The 17,332-nt window shown below is 59.7% G+C and carries 19 protein-coding genes; 7 read left to right on the forward strand and 12 right to left on the reverse strand.

Annotated features, from left to right (window positions below; translation table 11 throughout):
• Window positions 1–4 precede the first annotated feature (4 nt).
• The gene (locus tag LG327_RS03875; protein WP_404366012.1) at window positions 5–778 is read left to right on the forward strand and encodes an SDR family oxidoreductase; all 774 of its coding nucleotides are present in this window, start codon (window positions 5–7) and stop codon (window positions 776–778) included.
• Window positions 779–881: 103 nt separating this feature from the next.
• On the opposite strand, the gene bamE is transcribed toward LG327_RS03875, so the two are convergent.
• Window positions 882–1,193: an outer membrane protein assembly factor BamE gene (bamE, locus tag LG327_RS03880; RefSeq protein WP_404366015.1), complete on the reverse strand. Its 312-nt coding sequence runs from the start codon at window positions 1,191–1,193 to the stop codon at window positions 882–884.
• Between the two features lie 151 nt (window positions 1,194–1,344).
• Here bamE and rlmF point away from each other — a divergent pair, with 151 nt between their 5' ends.
• Entirely contained in the window at window positions 1,345–2,373 is a 1,029-nt protein-coding gene (gene rlmF, locus LG327_RS03885; protein WP_404366019.1) for a 23S rRNA (adenine(1618)-N(6))-methyltransferase RlmF, read from the forward strand.
• Window positions 2,374–2,400: 27 nt separating this feature from the next.
• On the opposite strand, the gene LG327_RS03890 is transcribed toward rlmF, so the two are convergent.
• Both LG327_RS03890 and LG327_RS03895 read right to left on the reverse strand, forming a co-directional pair.
• Window positions 2,401–3,666, reverse strand: a complete 1,266-nt coding sequence (locus LG327_RS03890; protein ID WP_404366022.1) for an MFS transporter — start codon at window positions 3,664–3,666, stop codon at window positions 2,401–2,403.
• Window positions 3,667–3,815: 149 nt separating this feature from the next.
• Complete coding sequence (locus LG327_RS03895; RefSeq protein ID WP_404366025.1) at window positions 3,816–4,928, reverse strand: NADH:flavin oxidoreductase; 1,113 nt, start codon at window positions 4,926–4,928, stop codon at window positions 3,816–3,818.
• A gap of 132 nt (window positions 4,929–5,060) precedes the next feature.
• Here LG327_RS03895 and LG327_RS03900 point away from each other — a divergent pair, with 132 nt between their 5' ends.
• The gene (locus tag LG327_RS03900; protein WP_404366028.1) at window positions 5,061–5,540 is read left to right on the forward strand and encodes a winged helix-turn-helix transcriptional regulator; all 480 of its coding nucleotides are present in this window, start codon (window positions 5,061–5,063) and stop codon (window positions 5,538–5,540) included.
• Between the two features lie 99 nt (window positions 5,541–5,639).
• Here the strand turns inward: LG327_RS03900 and LG327_RS03905 are convergent, their stop codons facing one another.
• Window positions 5,640–5,909: a hypothetical protein gene (locus LG327_RS03905; protein WP_404366031.1), complete on the reverse strand. Its 270-nt coding sequence runs from the start codon at window positions 5,907–5,909 to the stop codon at window positions 5,640–5,642.
• Between the two features lie 347 nt (window positions 5,910–6,256).
• Between LG327_RS03905 and LG327_RS03910 the strand changes: the two genes are divergently transcribed.
• A complete protein-coding gene (locus LG327_RS03910; protein WP_404366034.1) occupies window positions 6,257–6,589 on the forward strand; it encodes a DMT family transporter in 333 nt (110 codons plus the stop codon).
• A 202-nt stretch (window positions 6,590–6,791) separates the two neighbouring features.
• On the opposite strand, the gene LG327_RS03915 is transcribed toward LG327_RS03910, so the two are convergent.
• From LG327_RS03915 to LG327_RS03935, 5 genes are all read right to left on the reverse strand, one after another.
• Complete coding sequence (locus LG327_RS03915) at window positions 6,792–8,093, reverse strand: DEAD/DEAH box helicase (protein WP_404366037.1); 1,302 nt, start codon at window positions 8,091–8,093, stop codon at window positions 6,792–6,794.
• A gap of 350 nt (window positions 8,094–8,443) precedes the next feature.
• Entirely contained in the window at window positions 8,444–8,953 is a 510-nt protein-coding gene (locus tag LG327_RS03920; RefSeq protein ID WP_404366040.1) for an ATPase, T2SS/T4P/T4SS family, read from the reverse strand.
• Window positions 8,926–9,396, reverse strand: coding sequence for an ATPase, T2SS/T4P/T4SS family (locus tag LG327_RS03925; protein ID WP_404366043.1), 471 nt, complete (start codon window positions 9,394–9,396; stop codon window positions 8,926–8,928). The genes LG327_RS03920 and LG327_RS03925 overlap by 28 nt, the downstream gene beginning before the upstream one ends.
• A gap of 66 nt (window positions 9,397–9,462) precedes the next feature.
• A complete protein-coding gene (locus LG327_RS03930) occupies window positions 9,463–11,106 on the reverse strand; it encodes a murein L,D-transpeptidase (protein ID WP_404366046.1) in 1,644 nt (547 codons plus the stop codon).
• Window positions 11,107–11,144: 38 nt separating this feature from the next.
• Window positions 11,145–11,819 carry a spermidine synthase gene (locus tag LG327_RS03935; RefSeq protein WP_404366049.1) on the reverse strand — a complete coding sequence of 225 codons (675 nt, stop codon included), beginning with the start codon at window positions 11,817–11,819 and terminating at the stop codon, window positions 11,145–11,147.
• Window positions 11,820–12,074: 255 nt separating this feature from the next.
• Here LG327_RS03935 and LG327_RS03940 point away from each other — a divergent pair, with 255 nt between their 5' ends.
• Both LG327_RS03940 and LG327_RS03945 read left to right on the forward strand, forming a co-directional pair.
• Complete coding sequence (locus LG327_RS03940; protein WP_404366052.1) at window positions 12,075–12,470, forward strand: glutaredoxin family protein; 396 nt, start codon at window positions 12,075–12,077, stop codon at window positions 12,468–12,470.
• Window positions 12,467–13,306, forward strand: a complete 840-nt coding sequence (locus LG327_RS03945) for a DHH family phosphoesterase (protein WP_404366055.1) — start codon at window positions 12,467–12,469, stop codon at window positions 13,304–13,306. Before LG327_RS03940 ends, LG327_RS03945 begins: the two co-directional genes overlap by 4 nt.
• A gap of 51 nt (window positions 13,307–13,357) precedes the next feature.
• On the opposite strand, the gene mgtE is transcribed toward LG327_RS03945, so the two are convergent.
• Window positions 13,358–14,629 (reverse strand): magnesium transporter, encoded by a 1,272-nt coding sequence (mgtE, locus tag LG327_RS03950; RefSeq protein ID WP_404366058.1) that lies wholly within the window; start codon window positions 14,627–14,629, stop codon window positions 13,358–13,360.
• Between the two features lie 110 nt (window positions 14,630–14,739).
• Between mgtE and LG327_RS03955 the strand changes: the two genes are divergently transcribed.
• Complete coding sequence (locus LG327_RS03955; RefSeq protein WP_404366061.1) at window positions 14,740–15,369, forward strand: LysE family translocator; 630 nt, start codon at window positions 14,740–14,742, stop codon at window positions 15,367–15,369.
• Between the two features lie 20 nt (window positions 15,370–15,389).
• Here LG327_RS03955 and LG327_RS03960 read toward each other — a convergent pair whose 3' ends face one another.
• Entirely contained in the window at window positions 15,390–16,607 is a 1,218-nt protein-coding gene (locus LG327_RS03960) for a serine hydrolase domain-containing protein (RefSeq protein WP_404366064.1), read from the reverse strand.
• A 32-nt stretch (window positions 16,608–16,639) separates the two neighbouring features.
• Complete coding sequence (locus LG327_RS03965; RefSeq protein WP_404366068.1) at window positions 16,640–17,146, reverse strand: hypothetical protein; 507 nt, start codon at window positions 17,144–17,146, stop codon at window positions 16,640–16,642.
• Window positions 17,147–17,332 lie beyond the last annotated feature (186 nt).

Consider the following 17,332-nt stretch of genomic DNA (forward strand, 5'->3'; position numbering starts at 1 on the left):
AACCATGAGTCTGAAAAAACTGTTCGACCTGACCGGCAAAGTTGCCCTGATCACCGGTGGTTCCCGAGGCCTCGGCCTGCAGATGGCTGAAGCCCTGGGGGAAATGGGGGCAAAGGTTGCGATCACTGCCCGCAAACAGCACGAGCTGGATGAAGCTGAAACTCACCTCAAAGGCCTGGGTATTGAGGTGATGACCCTGTCGGCGGACCTGTCGAACCTGGAGGGTATCCCCGCCGTGGTGGACAGGATTGTCGGCGGCATGGGAGACATCGACATCCTCATCAACAATGCCGGCGCCACCTGGGGGGCGCCCGCCGAAGACTACCCGGCAGAAGGCTGGATGAAGGTAATGAATCTGAACGTCAATGCCACCTTCTTTCTCACCCAGTCGGTGGCAAAACGCTGCATGATCCCCCGCAAAAGCGGCAAAGTGATCAACATTGCCTCCATCGCCGGGCTCTCCGGAAACCCCGAGGCCATGAAGACCATCGCCTACAACACCAGCAAAGGCGCGGTGGTCAATTTCACCCGGGCGCTGGCTTCGGAGTGGGGCCATCACAACATCAACGTGAATGCCCTCTGCCCGGGCTTTTTCCCCTCAAAGATGTCCGAGGGACTGCTGAAAGATCAGGGCGACGCCATGCTGGAGCGTATTCCCCTGAACCGCTTTGGCGGTGACGAGGACCTCAAGGGCGCCGCCGTGCTGCTGGCTTCAGAAGCCGGGCGCCATATCACCGGCCAGTGCCTGGCGGTGGATGGTGGAACGCTTGTCAGTTAAGCCCGGTCAGTCAAGTGCGGTCAGCCGTGCCTGGTCGCACTGTCCCGGTTAGCGGAATTGCGGGCCACATGAATGGATGCAGCCCGCAAGCCCCCTTGGGTCTTTATTCCGTGGTGTTGTAGGCGTAGGAAGACACAGTGCCGTCCTTGTTGAACCGCACCACGAGATCGGTGGTTTCAGCAGTACCGAAGGCGGACCAGCGATACTTGCCGTAGGTCCAGGTAACCTTGCCGTCCTCGATGCCCTTGCGCCAAGGCTCCCCAAACATCTCCCTGATTTCCGCCCGGGTGGTTTCGTTTACTTCTATGTCGGTCACCCTGTCAGTGGCGAAATCCTGACCGACAGTGGCACAACCCGCAAACAGCAGGGTGGTGGCCAGTGCAAAAACAGCAACAGCAGATCTGAACGTTTTCATCGGTGTCCCTCTTCTCCGGGTGAAAAGTCTTCATCATACGGATTTTGGACGCCGGATGAATTAACGATCAGCAAACCCCGTCGGCTCACGGTAGCGATGGGACTCGGGGCGGCTGTTATACTCACCTCTCATTTCAAAAGTCAGCATCCGGATGAAACACGACAGAAAACACCGCCCCAAGCCTCCCGGAGAGGCGGGCAGCCTGCACCCGCGAAATCTCCATCGGGGGCGCTATGACTTTGACGCCCTGATGAAAACCAGTCCGGCCCTTGCCACTGCCCTGCGGAAGAACCCCCATGGCGATCTGTCGGTGGATTTTGCCGATCCGGAATCAGTCAAACTGTTGAACCAGGCCCTGCTCAGACATTTTTACCAGGTGGATTCATGGGATATTCCCCCTGGCTACCTGTGCCCGCCCATCCCCGGACGCTCCGATTACCTCCACTATGCCGCCGACCTGCTGGCAGAAACCCCGGGCAACCCCGGTAACACCATCCCCAGGGGCCGGAGAATCAGAGTTCTGGACGTGGGCATGGGCGCCAACTGCATTTACCCCATTGTGGGCTCGCGGCTGTACGGCTGGCAGTTTGTAGGGACGGACATAGATCCTGTGGCGGTACGATCAGCGAAGACCATTGCTGACAGCAATCCGGTTCTGAAGGGTCGGATCGAGTGCCGCCTTCAACCTTCGGAGCAGAACATATTTCGCGGGGTCATCGGAGACCGGGAGGCTTTTGATCTCATGCTTTGCAATCCGCCCTTTCATGCTTCCCTCGCCGAAGCCACCGCCGGAACCCGGCAGAAGGTCAGGAACCTGGCCGCCAGCGCGAAGAAGAAAGGAACCCGGGTGTCATCTGAAGGAAAGCCGCAAGCCGCTGGAGGGCTCAGCCTGAATTTCGGAGGACAGGGGGCCGAACTCTGGTGTCCGGGCGGTGAAGCAGCCTTCATTGGCCGCATGATTGCCGAGAGCGCCGAATTCGGAGAGCAGTGCCTATGGTTCAGCAGCCTGGTTTCCCGGAGTGATAACCTCCCCGGGATTTACCGGCACCTGAAAAAGGCGGGGGCAAGGGATGTCCGGACGATGGAGATGCACCAGGGACAGAAAATCACCCGGGCCGTAGCCTGGACGTTTCTGGCGCCTGAACAGCAGGCTGACTGGTGCCAGACGCGATGGCAGTAAAAAGCCGGGTTTGTTTTTGTAAGCCCGCTATTTTTTACCTTCAATCGGCACTGACCTGACTGGCTCATCTTCTTCGTCATGAAGCTGGTAGTCGTACGCCGCCTGGAGGCCGGTTTCTTCCTCGGGCTGCTCAGGTTCCTGTTCAAGGTAAGGCGGGTACAGTGGCGACAGCATTGCGACAGTGATACCAACCGCCGAAAACATGGCAAAGCCATCGGCGTAGCCGAATTCACTCACCAGCATGCCAACAAGGGGCGAGCCGGTCGCCTGCCCCAGCGAAACCGCCATAAAGGGAAACACCGGCCCCATCGAAAGCCGGCCCGGCAACAGGCGGATGCCGGTCATCAGATAGAGCCCTGTCAGGCTCATGTAAGCCAGCCCGAAGACCAGCGCGGAAAACACCGCAATCATCAGCTGACCGGGGCTGGCGGCAAGCAGGGCCAGGCTCGCCGACAGCATCATCAGCATCAGCGCCTGGGTAATGGCCGGGTTGTTGCGATCAGCGACATCAGCCACCACCGCACCTCCAAGGCCGGCGATACCCATCGCCAGCCATAGCCATCCGGTCATGCTGGGCGGCAGACCGCCGAGGGTGACGACCAGGTCGGGCGCGAAGATCCAGTAGGCAGAAGAAACGAAGCCCATCATGAAGGCAAACAGCGAGAGCCTGAAAAGACGCACCCACTGCAGGGCGCTGATGGGAGGCGGCGGCGAGGCATTTGAGGGCGTGATTCGCGACACCGAAGGCAGAAAGTACCAGGCTGCACACACTCCGATGGCTGCGAGAATCGCAAAGGACAGGTACGCAAAACGCCATGCGCCGGCGAGGAACAGAACCGCCGGTACGGCAACGGCCACGCCAACGCTGGTCCCGGCGTTCATGACTGCGCTCACGCGGCCGTGCAGCGAACGCTTGACCAGCGCCTGCATGGCGGCCGTGAGCGCTGGCATCATCAGGCCGGTGCAGATGCCACAGGCAAACACACCCACGCCGAGTGATAAAGCGCCAGTAGACTGGCTTATCAGCGCCAGCCCGGCAACGCCGAACCCACCAGACAACACCGCCGCGTAACGAGCACCGAGACGGTCAGCGGCGAACGGCGCCACCAGTGTTGCCAGCAGGAAACTGATGAGTGGCAGCGCCCCGATTATGCCGATCACATACGGCGTCAGTCCCAGTTCGGCCCGGATGGGGGGAACGAAAAGGCCGAAGGCAAAGCGCGCGAGCCCGTAGCTGATTGCAACCAGGGCCGCACCAAAAAGCGAAAACGTCGTGCTCGAGGGAATTTTCATGCCACCTCCTCAGACAGGCATTTACGCTCTTCACCTGTGTCAGCGTACACGCCAGCAGAACCGTCAGCCAACCTTGTAGCGAAAAGCCGCAGGGCATGGCCCTGCGGCCCGGGCATTAACGACTCACTGGATGGCGGGGTCCGCCGGACTCAATAGAGCTTCATCAGTGACTTCTTCGCGAAAGCTTCCACCTCGGCAATCCGCCCTTCCTTCACCTTGACCAGCCACTCCGGGTCCTGCAGCAGGGCGCGGCCTACGGCAATCAGATCAAATTCACCGTGGTTCATGCGCTCAACCAGCTCGTCGATACCAGCCTGCTCAACCGCTTCCTTCTTGCTGGCAAAGGTACCACTGATGAAGTCCTCGGTCAGGCCGACACTGCCCACGGACATGGTGGGCTTGCCGGAGAGCTTCTGGGTCCAGCCCGCAAGGTTCAGGCTGGAGCCTTCAAATTCCGGTTCCCAGAAGCGCCTGGTGGAGGCATGGAAAATGTCCACGCCGGCTTCGACCAGAGGCAGCAGAAAGGCTTCCAGCTCCTCCGGGCTCTGCACCAGTCTTGCTTCGTAGTCCTGCTGCTTCCACTGGGAAAAACGCAGCATGATGGGGAAGTCAGGGCCCACCCGCTGACGGATGGCCTCTATGATTTCAATGGCGAAGCGTTGGCGGTTTGCCATTGTGCCGCCGTACTCGTCGTCCCGCTGGTTGGTGCCTTCCCAGAAAAACTGGTCGATCAGGTAACCGTGGGCGCCATGGATCTCGACACCGTCAAAACCCAGGGCCTGGGCATCCTGGGCGGCATCGGCGAAAGCCTTGACCACATCGGCAATGTCCTCTCTGGACATGACCTTGCCATTGGCCTTGCCGGGAGCAAAGAGGCCGGAGGGGCTGTAGCCGGGAACGCTGGCGTCAGGCCCCGTGCCTTCCTTGCGGACGGAACCCACGTGCCAGAGCTGGGGGAAAATCGCCCCGCCTGCTCCGTGGACTGCATCCACAACCTTTTTCCAGCCTTCCAGCGACTTCAGACCGTGGAAGGCTGGCACATCCGGGTAGCCGTTGGCGGCCGCGTGATTCACTGTCGTGCCTTCGGTAATCAGCAGGCCCACGCCACCTTCCGCGCGACGGCGATAGTACTCGACCACGTTCTCACCAGGCACACTACCCGGAGAGAAATTGCGGGTCATGGGCGCCATGGCAACCCGGTTGCGCAGCTTGAGGGAACCGGTTTCGAAGGGCTCGAACAGTGGACCGAGGTTCATGGACATAGCGTGGACTCCTGAATCATCGCGGCATCCGCGAAAGCGGTGACTGAGTAGTAAACTCACTAATCTGGTTTCGTTATGCAACCCTATTGAATCTGGTTTCAAAATGCAACCCCATTCGGTACACTCAAAACCATGGCCAGAAAACGTTTTGATGATTCCAGCTGCTCCGTTGCCCGGGCCCTCAATGAAGTGGGGGACTGGTGGTCGCTGCTGATCGTATTGCAGGCCATGTATGGCACCCGACGCTTTGTGGACTTCCAGCAGGAGCTGGGCATCGCCCGCAACATTCTGGGTGACCGGCTGGCGCGCCTTGTGGACAATGACGTGCTGCGCAAGGTGGAGGTCGGAGAGCATGGCTCCCGCCAGGAATACCGCCTCACCGACAAGGGGCGGGACCTGCTTCCAGTGGTGATCGCCCTCCGGCAATGGGGTGACAAGTGGAATCCCTCCCCTGACGGCGCACCCCTCGACCTGAGAGATCGCAGAACCGGCCGGCCGATTCGCACCATGACGGTGCAGGATGCTGACGGTAATACACTCAGCGTGAGAGATGTTTACGTGCCCGAGGACCCCGCCGAGACTGCCACCCCAGAATCATCCTCCCGGTTCTGAAGGATTCACGCCCGTTTGCAAAACCTGCCGCCTCATTAAAGCCGCATTCTCTCGCCGGATGGTTTCTGTTTGTGGGGGACCCGACAATTGAACTCCAGACTAGACAGTCTGAATGATCCAGACGGAAGCAGCGATAAACAACACCTGAGCAGCGCCCCACCACGCCAGCGCGATGCCAGGTCTGTAGCCACGCGCCACCATCTGGACAACGAACTGCCGATAAAGCACGGCAATGGCAAGCACTGCTCCGATAAACGTGATAAACCACGCCATCAGACTCAGACCGCTGATCAGGACCGCTATCACCACATACAGGGGCGCACTGGCGACACCAGCAACCCAGGTTTTTTCAACACTTATAGCTGACAAAGTTGAACCCTCTAACGCCTGAAGCCCATCTTCTCTGAGACGACCTGGGAAGATTATCTGTAACGGCAGAAAACCGAATGGTTTACCAGGTCACGGATGACGCTTTGCTTATCGCCCAGCTTCGGCATCACGACTGATTTAACGCTTGCAGCAGGGCGTTTTCAACCCTATCAGATAGCTACCTGCATTTCTCACTCGGTGTTCTGGCGTTTTGCGAACGTCTGCGTATATATTTGGGATACAACCGCAGCCCGGCGCCCATCGCCTTTTCTGCAGTCTCCCTGTCAGACGGCGTTGCGGGCTGGTATCGTCTGCTTTCCACTCTCGGGCGGCACTGGAGATTCACTGTGAAAAGTTGGTTATTTCTCGGTATTGCCATTGTCGCGGAAGTCGTGGCAACCAGTGGACTGAAAGCCAGTGAAGGGTTCACAAGGCTCGGACCCAGCCTGCTGGTGATAGCGGGCTATGCCGTTGCGTTTTACTTCCTCTCGATCACACTGAAAGAAATTCCGGTAGGTCTGGCTTATGCCATCTGGGCGGGGCTGGGTATTGTTCTGGTGGCGTTTATCGGCTGGCTGGTATACGGACAGACTCTGGATGCTGCAAGCGTGATTGGTATGGCGCTGATCATCACCGGCGTTGCGGTGATTAATCTGTTCTCGAAGGCAACTGTGCACTAATCAACACGGCTGATCACATCCTCGGGCGATAATCCATTGAATCGCCTGAAGATTGCGGACTGCCGGCATAACATTTGTATATGAGTCCCCACGACCATTTTCCCCGCGACTCATATCTCAGGTAATTGACAGCACGCCGATTAAACGAAAAAAGCCCCGCTACAGCATGGGCTATAGCGGGGCTTTTCCGTGTTACCCGGGTTCAGGCGGTTTCACGTCTCGCAGAAGGCCGGCGGGACTGGGGATTGTTGCCAGTGCCAGCGCTTCTGACATTTCCGCCACCGTTACCGCTGCGGCCACGGTTCTGACCATTGCCGGCACCACGACCACCGCCATTACTGGCTGGCCTCGGGGCGGGACGGTTTGAGGCGGTCGGATCCGGCTCGAAGCCTTCCATGGTTTTGCGGGGCAGCTGCTTTTTGATCAGCCGCTCGATACCCGCCAGCATACGGTTTTCGTCGGCGCTCACCAGTGACAGAGCGTGACCGACTTCGCCGGCACGGCCGGTACGGCCGATACGGTGCACGTAATCTTCCGGCACGTTGGGCAGCTCGAAATTGACCACCTGGGGCAACTGTTTGATATCCAGGCCACGGGCGGCGATATCGGTAGCTACCAGTACGCGCACGCCGCCTTTCTTGAAGTCATCAAGAGCGCGGGTACGGGCACCCTGGGACTTGTTGCCATGGATGGCGGCGGCGGTGATGCCGTCCTTCTCCAGCTTCTGGGTCAGACGGTTGGCACCGTGCTTGGTGCGGGTAAACACCAGCACCTGCTGCCACTCGTGTTTCCGCACCAGCTGGCTCAGCAGGGCGGATTTCTGGCTCTGCTCCACCGGATAAACCGACTGCTCGACACTTTCGGCAGTGGCGTTGCGCACGGCAACTTCAATCTGCACCGGGTTGTTCAGCATGCCTTCCGCGAGCTTGCGGATGTCACCTGAGAAGGTCGCGGAGAACATCAGATTCTGGCGCTGCTTTGGCAGCAGGGCCAGGATCTTGCGGATGTCCCGGATGAAGCCCATGTCCAGCATGCGGTCAGCTTCGTCCAGCACCAGGGTCTCCACGGAATCGAAACGCACGGCACCCTGCTGGTGCAGGTCCATCAGACGGCCAGGTGTTGCCACCAGCACATCTACACCGCGGCGCAGCTTGGCAATCTGGGGGTTGATCTTGACGCCACCGAATACCACGGCAGACGTAGTGGGCATGTACCTGCTGTACAGCTCAACACTGGCAGCCACCTGGGCGGCCAGTTCCCGTGTCGGGGTCAGAATCAGAACACGGATGCCACTGCCCTTGCGCGGGGTTTCCGCCAGCCGCTGAAGCAGCGGCAGGGTAAAGCCTGCGGTCTTGCCGGTACCTGTCTGGGCAGCTGCCATGACGTCCTTGCCGGATAACACGGCAGGAATGGCCTGGGCCTGAATGGGTGACGGAGTATCGTAGCCCTGGTCCGCGGTTGCACGTACCAGCTTCTCGGACAAACCGAGTGAGGAAAAATCCATAAATTAAATCTCTTGTGGTTCCTGCCCACGAAAGGGGAGAACCATGAAAAAGTCATCGACTTGTAAAAACGACTGCGGTCGCGCGATATTGCTGGCGCCGCCCTCTGAAAGGTCGTATCGGATGGGGTCGTGCTCTTTGCACGAAATCCTTCGAGGTAGGAACGGGAGTGACAATAACAGACTGATCGAATAATAACGATCTTTGTTAGTACATTTGCTGATAAATGCAACCATCCGGAGGCGAAGAGCAGAGTAAGCGGACAGGCCTTTCCAAAACCGTCCGGAGCCACGGGTGAAGGACGAAGGCTGAGAGCGGCATTCGGACCGCTCCCGGAGCCTCAGGGGGGTCTTCAGCTGTTCTGGTCTGATTTGTAACCAGGCAGCATGGTACCGGACCGCAACAGCTCCCTCAGCGTAGTCTGTCCCTCCTCCACCTTGGCCAGGCCGTCGTCCAGCATCAGCGGGTGGCCCCGCTCGATGAGCGCGTGACGGAGAGCGTGCTCGTCTTCGTGGCGGAGGATCATGGCGTAATCTTCCTCGGTCGGCTGCCACACCTCGAAAATCCCCGTGCGGCCCCGGAAGCCAAGGTTGTCACAGCTCGGGCAACCCTGGGCGGACCAGGTCTCTTCCGGGACTTCGCGTCCACACTCCCTGAGCCATTGCTTTTCTACCTCATCGGGCATGCGCTTTGTCCTGCATTCGGGGCAGAGCTTTCGGACCAGCCGCTGGGCTGCCACCAGGCCCAGGTTAGCGGAAATCTCATAATCGTCGAGGCCAAGATTGCGCAGGGCAGTGATGGTGCCCACAGAGTCCCGGCTGTGCAGGGTTCCCATCAGGGCCCGGCCGCTGGTGGCATCCATCCAGCGGCGGATCCATTCAATGCCCTGGCCGGAAATGCCCAGCTGCCGGACATACAGGGCACTGCGGTGACCCTCAGGTCCAGGTCGAGGTCGTCCAGGGTAAATGAAAAGCTGCCCTCGTCGCAGCGCACCGAAGGCACAGGGTCCAGGTTTGCCAGGGCCTTGAACTGGTTACCGAGTCGACGGCCCTGATCCGGGGAAACTTCCATTGCATCCACCATGATGCCATCAATTCTCAGGCGAATGCGGTGATGATCGGGAAAGGGGTCCAGGTGAAGGTCCGTGGCCCGTGCGCCGACGGCATCTTTGAGAAGGGCATGGGATTCCAGGGTATCCGGAGCTTCATCGCCGGAATCCTCGTCAATGAGTTGCCGGTATTCCTCCAGCAGATTTTCCCGGAGATGACGTTCGAACCGCCGCTGGGCCTGATTTTTTCCACTCATGAAAGGCTCCTTTCAGGTGCGTTTGTCAGGTCAGTATAGCAAAGGGAATATGACATCGCGGGCAGGCTACTGGCGGCTTGCCACCGCAATCACGGCGGCGCTGGACGGTGTCCGGAGCGCTGCCAGCAGGCGCTGGTCCCGGCTGTAGATATCGTTCCGGAACTGGACCTGGCCGGCCTCGTCTGCCCAGGCCGTCCAGTACTCAAGGTGCACTGGCACCGGTTTTTTGAGAAGGACTGTCTGTAACTGGCCAGAGGCGACCGTTTGCTGGATACGTTCCCCGGACCAGTCCGCCTGGCTGGCCAGCAGCAGCCGGGCCAGCTCCAGGGGATCTTCCACCCTTATGCATCCGGAGCTGAATGACCGCTCGGTTTTACCGAAGAGGCCCCGGGCGGGGGTGTCATGGAGGTAAACATCAAATTTGTTGGGGAACATGAACTTGATCTGGCCAAGGGCATTCAACGGGCCCGGTTGCTGCACCAGCTGGTAAGGGAAGTTCCGGGCAGACAGCGACGACCAGTCAACTGTGGCCGGATCAATGAGCTGACGATTGGCGCCCCAGCCTTGGTAAACGTGAAAGCCCAGCCGTTCCAGGTAGGAGGCATCCCGGATGACTTCCGGCAGCTGGTCCTGGACCATCAGCTTTCTGGGCACAGTCCAGGTCGGATTGATCACCAGATAACGGATCCGGTCGCTGAACACCGGCGTCTGGCGAAACGGACGACCAACAATCACCCGCTGGCGCAGGATCTCCTGTCCCCGATCAACCAGCTTCAGCTCAAAGGCTGCGATGTTGACCATCACGTGGGTTTCACCCAGGTCATCGGGCAGCCAGCGCCAGCGCTCCAGATTCAGGTCAATCTGGTGAAGGCGCATCTCAGGGCTGATGTTCAGCGCGGCCAGGGTGGCCCTGCCCACCACACCATCAGCTTCGAGGCCGTGACGGGCCTGAAACTGCTTTACTGCAAAAACCAGCGCTGGATCGTAAACCATCTCGTCAGGCTGAGCTGCGGTGTCACCCTCTTGTCCCTCTACAGTCAGATCAAGACGGGACCGGATGGCTGGCATCCGCTCATCCCGCGTTCCTGCCTTGATGGCAGGGCCGCTGGCAATCAGATGCCACTCCTGTCCAGAGAGTTCGGCAGCCAGCTCCTTCCGGGCTTGCACCAGCGCATGATAGCCCGCGTGTGCAGGTCGCAGGCCGTCAATTGCAGCCGCCACATCACCTGCTTGCAGCGCGCTGGTGAGAACCGGAGCGAGGAGCCGCTGACGACGGTTGGCCACCCACTCGACATCGATGGTTTCCGGATTTACCTTGCCTTCGAGAAGATGGGAGCCAAGCATCAGGAATCCGTCGGATAACAGCAGCTCCAGGTCAATCAGCTCTTCCAGCTGAAGGTCCTCGAGCGGCTGGCTCATCAGCTCCTTCAGGGCCGCGAAATGATAATCCGTGGGTATCAGGCCATCAGCCGAAACGTTCTCGATAGCTGCTACAAGGGCATTGCGGTCTTCAACCCGCTCCCATGCAAGAGCATAGCCGCGGTCTTCATAGAAGTTCGACAGCGCCTGGCGTGCGAGGAGCCGTTCCCCCAGGGCAGACACTGGATAACCTGCATGGAGTGCCTCGATTCTCTGGCGAACCTGGTCGTTCGCAAGGGCCGAGGCTGCGAAAAGAACCAGAATCAGGCCACAGGTAACGGGTTTCAACATGGAAAAATCCTCTCGGTCACGCCTTCGGATAACAGTTACTACCAGGCCAGCCAGATTACATGACGGGCACCTTTTCCCGGACGATGGGCGCGCACGGTAACCGGATCAACCGTCAGGCCCGTTTTCCGCAGCCGCTCGGTAAAGGACGGGTCAAGACTCGCCGACCAATAGGCCAGGACCCCGTCGGGGCGCAGGGCGGCCTGGGCGGCCAGCACACCTGCAGTGGAGTAAATCCAGTCATTTTCCCTGCGGGTCAGACCCTCCGGCCCATTGTCCACATCCAGCAGGATTGCATCCCAGGCACCCGGCTGCTGCCTGAGAAGCTCCCCCACGTCGCCTATATGAACCCGCGCACGGGGATCCTTCAGAGGGTAGCCGGAAGCCGCACCCAGAGGACCGTGATTCCACTCCTCGACCTCCGGCACCAGCTCCGCCACAGTGACTTCGGCATCTTCGCCCAGGGACTTCAGCGCAGCCGCCAGGGTGAAACCCATGCCCAGTCCGCCAATGAGGACCCTGGGTGCAGCTATCCCCGCGATTCTTTCACAGGCAAGAGTCGCCAGGGCGTCCTCGGAACCGTGCAGCCGGCTGTTCATGAGTTCCCCGGTGCTGCCGGCAATTTTGATGGAGAATTCATCGTTGCGCTGAAGCAGACGCAGCTCAGAACCCTTGCCGGGAATGGATGCAGTACCAATCAGATTAAAACGGGCCATGGTGCCTCTGTTAGTATAGGGACATGTTGCCATCCGGCTGATTCGTCAGCCGTCTGGGGAAGGGATCTTAGCCTGTCGGCGCATTTATGCGCCATGTGCTTTTTCACTGGCGGTTTTTCTGATACAAACCCGGCTTGACGCGAACCCGGCAATCCGTTGTCCGCCAGCCATTCGTATTCCCGGCCAGTGCGCTCCGTTGAGCGCTGGAATACTGCTATTGCCCGCCAACCACTCTCTGAACACCAGGAAACACCCATGAGAATATTAATCCGCTATTTCTTCCGCACACTGCGACTGATACTTACGCCGATCGTGCTGATCAGCGAAAAGCTCAGCACACCGAAAGCCATCGTACGCTCCCCGTCAGACCAGGGCCGGGCTGACCAGGAGTCCTCAAAGCTGGCCCTGTATCAGTTCAATGCCTGCCCCTTCTGTATAAAGGTGCGCAAGGAAATCGCCCGGCTCGGCCTTAGCGTCGAAACCCGTGACGCCCAGCACGATCAGCAGCACCGGACCGAGCTGGAAAAAGGGGGCGGCCGGATCAAGGTACCCTGTCTGCTGATCAGCCATGAGGATGGCCGACAGGAATGGCTCTATGAATCCGATGCCATCAAATCCTGGCTGCAGGACCGTTTCGAGCCTGCGACATGATCGCCCCTACTCTCTGCATCTATCATGGCAACTGCGCCGATGGTTTTGGTGCCGCCTGGGCAGTGCGCAAACGCTTTGGCGAAACCGTGGCATTTTTCCCGGGCAGTCACGGCAAGGCGCCCCCGGACTGCACCGGGCATGATGTACTTCTGGTGGACTTTTCCTACAAGTTGCCAGAGCTTCAGCAGGTCATTGAGCAGGCCAGGTCTGTGACCATCCTTGACCACCACAAGACCGCCGAAACAGATATTCAGCCGCTGCTGGACGAAGGTGTGCTGCAGGGGGAGTTTGATCTGACCCGTTCCGGCGCCGCCATGGCATGGGACTGGTGTTTTCCCGGCGAACCCCGGCCCAGGCTGATAAAACACATCCAGGACCGGGACCTGTGGCAGTTCGAGATTCCCGGAACCCGTGAGATTGGCGCCATGCTGTTTACTCACGACCAGGACTTCGTGGTCTGGGATGGCCTTGCAAAGGCCCTGGAGGATGATGACTCCTGGCAGGCACTCTTCGCCATTGGCGACACCCTTGAGCGCAAACATGCCAAGGATGTAAAAGAACTGGTCCGTGCGACTGCCCGCACCATGGTCATAGGTGGGGAACTCGTGCCGGTGGCCAATCTGCCCTACATGTATGCTTCCGATGCCGGCCATCTGATGTCCGAGGGGCAGCCCTTCGCCGCCAGTTATTTCGATACCCCGCGAGGCCGGAAATTCAGCCTGCGCTCCAGGGAAACGGGCCGCGACGTAAGTGAAATCGCCGTGGCCTACGGCGGCGGTGGCCATCCCCGGGCGGCGGGCTTTGTCATGCCGATCGGCTGGGAAGGGGAAGCCTGAAAACCTGGACAGCAGCCCCGACCCGATCCCTCACGACGACGCCTGAGAAGCTCAGAGGCCCATGACCGCTTTTGCGACCATGAAATATCCCACCAGCCCGCTGGCATCCACAATGGTGGTGACCAGCGGGGCACTCACCAGAGCCGGGTCAATTCCGAGGCGGCGGGCCAGTAGCGGCATGCCGGACCCTACCAGGGTCGCCAGGGTGCAGATGGCCACCAGAGTAATGGCCACGGTCAGGGCGAGCCGGGCCTCGAAGAGAACTATGACCGCCGGGTAGGCCAGGACCCCAAGGGCAGCACCGAGCAGAAAGCCCACCCGGGTTTCCCTTGCCACCACCCGGAACGCGGCGCGCGGTCCCCGCAGGATGTCCCCCACGGCAATGGCCCGTGTGACAGTAGTCGCGGACTGGGCGCCGCTATTGCCACCCACGCCGATCAGCAGTGGTATGAAGAGGGAGAGAGCGATGGCCTGCTCAAGCAGGTTTTCAAAGGTGTTCAGCACCTGGACGGTCAGGGTACCGGCCACCCCCAGCAGCAGCAGCCAGACAAGCCTCGCGCGGGTCAGCTCCCGCACGGTCGTGGAGAAATAGGGCCTCATCATCGGAGCACTGGCCCCGGCCCTGGCGAAATCCTCTTCCTGCTCCATGTGCAGGATGTCCAGAGCGTCGTCGACCGTCACCAGACCCAGCAGCCGGCCCTCTGCGTCCACCACCGGCAGCGCCAGAAGATCCGCCGCCTGGACCAGCCGGGCCACCTCCTCCTGATCCGTTTCCGGGGAAACCGTCGGCACCGACTCCAGCATCAGGTCGGCCATGATCGTTGCCGGTTCCGCCATCACGAGGGCGCCAAGCATGACCAGTCCCTTAAGAAAGCCTTCCTCGTCCACCACCGGCAGCACGTTGACAGTGCCCGCCCGGCTGCCTTTTTCCCGCACCCGTCCCAGAGCCTGCTCCGCCGTAAGGGATGGAGAGAGGGGTAAATACTCCGGAGTCATGATGTGACCCGCACTTTCCTCCGGATGGGCAAGGAGCTTCTGGGTCAGCCGGCGTTCACGGGGGCTCAGGTGGGCAAGAAATTCGTCGGCGACTGTAGCCGCCACAGCATCGAGAAGCTGAACCCGGTCATCCGGGTCCAGATCCATGAGCAGTTTCCGCACATGCTTTTCCGGAAGATGTTCAAGTACTTCCTCCTGAAGGCCAGCCTCCAGCTGCTCGAAAATGGCCGATGCCTCCTGCGAGGGATAGGTTCGCAGGACCTCCGCACGGCGGTCTGGTTCAAGCTGCCGGAGTTCACTGACAGCGCTGAGAATTTTCTCGTCCATGGCTGATCGCTTCTACGGGAAAAATGATTCACACAAGAGTAAACTGTCCGATCTGAAACTGCAGGCCGGGCTCCGCTGCACCAGTCAATTCCGACTCCGGGTACCCCATATTGTTATCACTCAATCTGCAACTTCTCACGGCTTTTATCCCCACCTTTTTCATGGTGTCGATCACTCCCGGCATGTGCATGACTCTGGCGTTGTCCCTGGGAATCACCATCGGTGTCCGAAGGGCCATGTGGATGATGGCCGGGGAGCTTCTGGGGGTGGCTGTGGTAGCCACAGCGGCGGCAGTGGGCGTTGCCACTTTCATGCTGAACTACCCCACGGCCTTTACCCTCTTCAAGTACGCTGGCGGCGTGTATCTGGCATGGCTGGGGATACAGATGTGGCTCTCCAGGGGCAAGATGGCCATGCCGGAGGAAGGGGTGATGCCGGCGAATACCTCCCGACTGGCGCTGGCTGTCCAGGGCTTCGTGACCGCCATCGCGAACCCCAAGGGCTGGGCCTTCTTCATTGCACTGCTGCCGCCCTTCATCGACAGCGGACTGCCCATGGCACCCCAGCTCACCGCGCTGATACTGATCATTCTGCTGCTGGAATTCCTTTCCCTTCAGCTTTACGCCCATGGTGGCCGCAAACTGAGTCAGGCCATGCGCAAGGGAACCGGTGTGCGGGTAGTCAACCGTGTAGCCGGGTCGCTGATGATGCTGGTGGGCGTCTGGCTGGCGTTTGGCTGAACACCCGGGCCTGACGCGTCTCAGTCCACCAGTGCCCCGCTGACTATCCCCCGCAGCTCCTGCCGGATGGCGTAGGAGGAAGAGGGGATCAGCTGGGTCATGAAGATCACCACCAGTTCCTCGACCGGGTCGATGAAAAAGTGGGTGCTTGCCAGTCCGCCCCAGCCATACTCACCCACCGAGCCGTTAGTCTGGGACCTGGCAACATCGGTCTTGACCGAGAAACCGAGGCCGAAGCCGTTACCGGCGTATGGGGCCTCGCTGAAAGCCCCCACCGAAAGCCCCGGCAGGTCCTGATTGTCCGGCAGGTGATTCAGGCGCATGAACTCCAGGGTTTTGCGGCCGATGATGCGCCGGCCCTGGTATTCGCCACCCTGACAGAGCGCCTGGGCAAAATGAAAATAGTCGTCAATGGTGGATACCAGGCCACCGCCACCGGACAGATAGCTTCCCTCTTTCCGGAAGGGCGACGACTCCGGGTCGTCGTACAGCTTCATCCTGTCGCCCTGCTCGTACAGATAGCAGGCGGCAAAACGTTCAGCCTGAAGGTTATTCACGTGAAATCCGGTATCAGGCATGTCCAGCGGCTCGAAAATATTCTCCCGCAGGTAGTCATCAAAGGGCTGGTCCGCCAGCAGCTGTACCAGATAACCCAGCACGTCGGTGCCCACCGAGTAGTTCCAGGCGGTGCCGGGAGAAAACTCCAGGGGAAGCTCGGCGAGACGATTCACCAGGTCGCCCAGGGTGAGGCTCCGGCTGCCGTCCAGCTTCAGCTCCCGGTAGGCCGCGTCTACATTGGTGCGGTTCATGAAGCCGTAGGTGAGACCCGACATGTGGGTGAACAGGTCCCGGATGGTCATGGTGGTGGTGGCGGGCTCAGTGAGAAAGTCCGGGTAAATACCGCTCTTGAATACCCGCATGTTCTTCCAGCCGGGAATGTATTTATGTACCGGGTCATTGAGCAGGAAACAGCCCTTCTCGTAGAGCTGCATCATGGCGACAGAGGTAACCGGCTTGGTCATCGAATAGATGCGGAAAACCGTGTCCCGTGATACTGGCAGGTTTCGCTCCACATCCATCAGTCCCTGGGCTTTGACCCACGCGAGTTCACCCCGCCTTGCCACCAGCGTCAGGGCGCCGGGCAGTCTTCCCGGCTGGATGTAGCGCTGGTCGAGGTGGGTACCGATCCGGTCCAGACGGTCCAGATCAAGGCCGGCGATCTGCCTGTTCTCGGGCATGTGGCTGATTCCTCCTGGATGTAGCTCGTGTTTTATTCTTCTGCGGTGGCCTCGCTGGCGCTAACCACTTCTTCAGCGTCCAGCCATGCCTCGACGAGCTTTGAATAGGCGTCGTCAAACCCATCCTTCATGGACTCCCAGGTAAACGAAGCGCTGTCCTCCATCCGCTGGTACCATTCAGCTGCTCTCAACCGCTCCCTGTTCAGATGTGCAAGGCTGGTTTTGGCCTGGGCGCGGATTCTTCTGTCCATGTCTTCCCGCCGGGATGTCATTGTCTGATCAAGCTTTTCGATCCGGCTGTCCAGCGCATCCAGGGTTTCCCGAATGTGGCTCATGGCTTCATCCCGCTGGTCCTGATCGTATTCCGCCAGCTTCTCTTCGAGCTGTTGCGCCTGCTCCTTCAGCTTCTGCGGCGCCACGGTTTCTCTGGCAGTGTCACTCCCCTCTGCAACGGCAAAGGGCGCAGCAAGGAGCAGGGCCGCCAGGACCAGAGCGGTAATTCCGGATGTCGGATACTTCGTTATCGAGGATGCTCGCATTCATTTTCTCCTGGTTGCTCTGTGTTCTGGCAGGAAAGAATAGCCTGCCTACTTGACGTAGCGAAAACGTTTAGTGAATGATCCCGGTGTTTGCCTTTACTGTTTACGAAGGCTGCTGATTTCTGGCCCTGGTGTGCTTTTGGGCGCTCCCTGAATGTCCACCGCCAGGGGCTATAACAACAAAGG

Source organism: Marinobacter sp. (assembly GCF_044799475.1).
Classification (GTDB): Bacteria; Pseudomonadota; Gammaproteobacteria; order Pseudomonadales; family Oleiphilaceae; genus Marinobacter.

Coding starts and splice junctions, on each gene's coding strand:
- LG327_RS03875 (WP_404366012.1), top strand. CDS start 5: ATGAGTCTGAAAAAACTGTTCGACCTGACCGGCAAAGTTGCCCTGATC.
- bamE (WP_404366015.1), bottom strand. CDS start 1,193: ATGAAAACGTTCAGATCTGCTGTTGCTGTTTTTGCACTGGCCACCACC.
- rlmF (WP_404366019.1), top strand. CDS start 1,345: ATGAAACACGACAGAAAACACCGCCCCAAGCCTCCCGGAGAGGCGGGC.
- LG327_RS03890 (WP_404366022.1), bottom strand. CDS start 3,666: ATGAAAATTCCCTCGAGCACGACGTTTTCGCTTTTTGGTGCGGCCCTG.
- LG327_RS03895 (WP_404366025.1), bottom strand. CDS start 4,928: ATGTCCATGAACCTCGGTCCACTGTTCGAGCCCTTCGAAACCGGTTCC.
- LG327_RS03900 (WP_404366028.1), top strand. CDS start 5,061: ATGGCCAGAAAACGTTTTGATGATTCCAGCTGCTCCGTTGCCCGGGCC.
- LG327_RS03915 (WP_404366037.1), bottom strand. CDS start 8,093: ATGGATTTTTCCTCACTCGGTTTGTCCGAGAAGCTGGTACGTGCAACC.
- LG327_RS03920 (WP_404366040.1), bottom strand. CDS start 8,953: ATGGATGCCACCAGCGGCCGGGCCCTGATGGGAACCCTGCACAGCCGG.
- LG327_RS03925 (WP_404366043.1), bottom strand. CDS start 9,396: ATGAGTGGAAAAAATCAGGCCCAGCGGCGGTTCGAACGTCATCTCCGG.
- LG327_RS03930 (WP_404366046.1), bottom strand. CDS start 11,106: ATGTTGAAACCCGTTACCTGTGGCCTGATTCTGGTTCTTTTCGCAGCC.
- LG327_RS03935 (WP_404366049.1), bottom strand. CDS start 11,819: ATGGCCCGTTTTAATCTGATTGGTACTGCATCCATTCCCGGCAAGGGT.
- LG327_RS03940 (WP_404366052.1), top strand. CDS start 12,075: ATGAGAATATTAATCCGCTATTTCTTCCGCACACTGCGACTGATACTT.
- LG327_RS03945 (WP_404366055.1), top strand. CDS start 12,467: ATGATCGCCCCTACTCTCTGCATCTATCATGGCAACTGCGCCGATGGT.
- mgtE (WP_404366058.1), bottom strand. CDS start 14,629: ATGGACGAGAAAATTCTCAGCGCTGTCAGTGAACTCCGGCAGCTTGAA.
- LG327_RS03960 (WP_404366064.1), bottom strand. CDS start 16,607: ATGCCCGAGAACAGGCAGATCGCCGGCCTTGATCTGGACCGTCTGGAC.
- LG327_RS03965 (WP_404366068.1), bottom strand. CDS start 17,146: ATGCGAGCATCCTCGATAACGAAGTATCCGACATCCGGAATTACCGCT.